The sequence below is a fragment of the Faecalibacterium sp. DFI.5.82 genome (assembly GCF_029076575.1).
Classification (GTDB): Bacteria; Bacillota; Clostridia; order Oscillospirales; family Ruminococcaceae; genus Faecalibacterium; species Faecalibacterium duncaniae.
The window spans coordinates 1-436 of the sequence record NZ_JARFIS010000089.1 but is presented as its reverse complement, the minus strand read 5'-3'; the positions used below and the strand labels follow the sequence as shown (position 1 = coordinate 436).

The window sequence follows — 436 nt, the reverse complement described above, 5'->3', positions numbered from 1 at the left end:
CACCTACGCCCATATCCAGCAGTCCTCTCGTGTTGAACTGGGGAAGAAGTTCGAGGAAGGGTTCTATGCTAAGTCCGAAAGCCCCAGCCCACAGGCTGTACCCGCCGTAGGCGAACCGACCATCTCTATGACTGCTCTGCTGGAACTTCTGAAGAACGCAGACCCCGAAGTAATGGCGCAGCTCCGTCTGGCTCTTCTGACCTGATGCAAAATTTACCACGCATTTCAAAGCAATTCCAGCCCATGCAGAAGATTCCCACGAAAAAGCCGACCGTGCAAAAACCGTGCATTGACCGTGCAAGCCCCGAATTTTCGGGGTTACATAACGAAAAAGAGCGTCAAATCTTACGATTCAACGCTATTTTATTGGTGCACCTCCAGGGACTCGAACCCTGGGCCCACTGATTAAGAGTCAGTTGCTCTACCAACTGAGCTA

Annotated in this window: 1 tRNA gene and 1 pseudogene; one reads left to right on the top strand and one right to left on the bottom strand. The window is 51.6% G+C overall.

What is annotated here, in order from left to right:
* A pseudogene (locus P0G09_RS15700) lies at window positions 1-205 on the top strand (site-specific integrase); the annotation flags it as partial.
* 162 nt (window positions 206-367) lie between these two features.
* On the opposite strand, the gene P0G09_RS15695 reads toward P0G09_RS15700, so the two are convergent.
* Window positions 368-435 (bottom strand) — tRNA-Lys (locus P0G09_RS15695).
* Window position 436 lies beyond the last annotated feature (1 nt).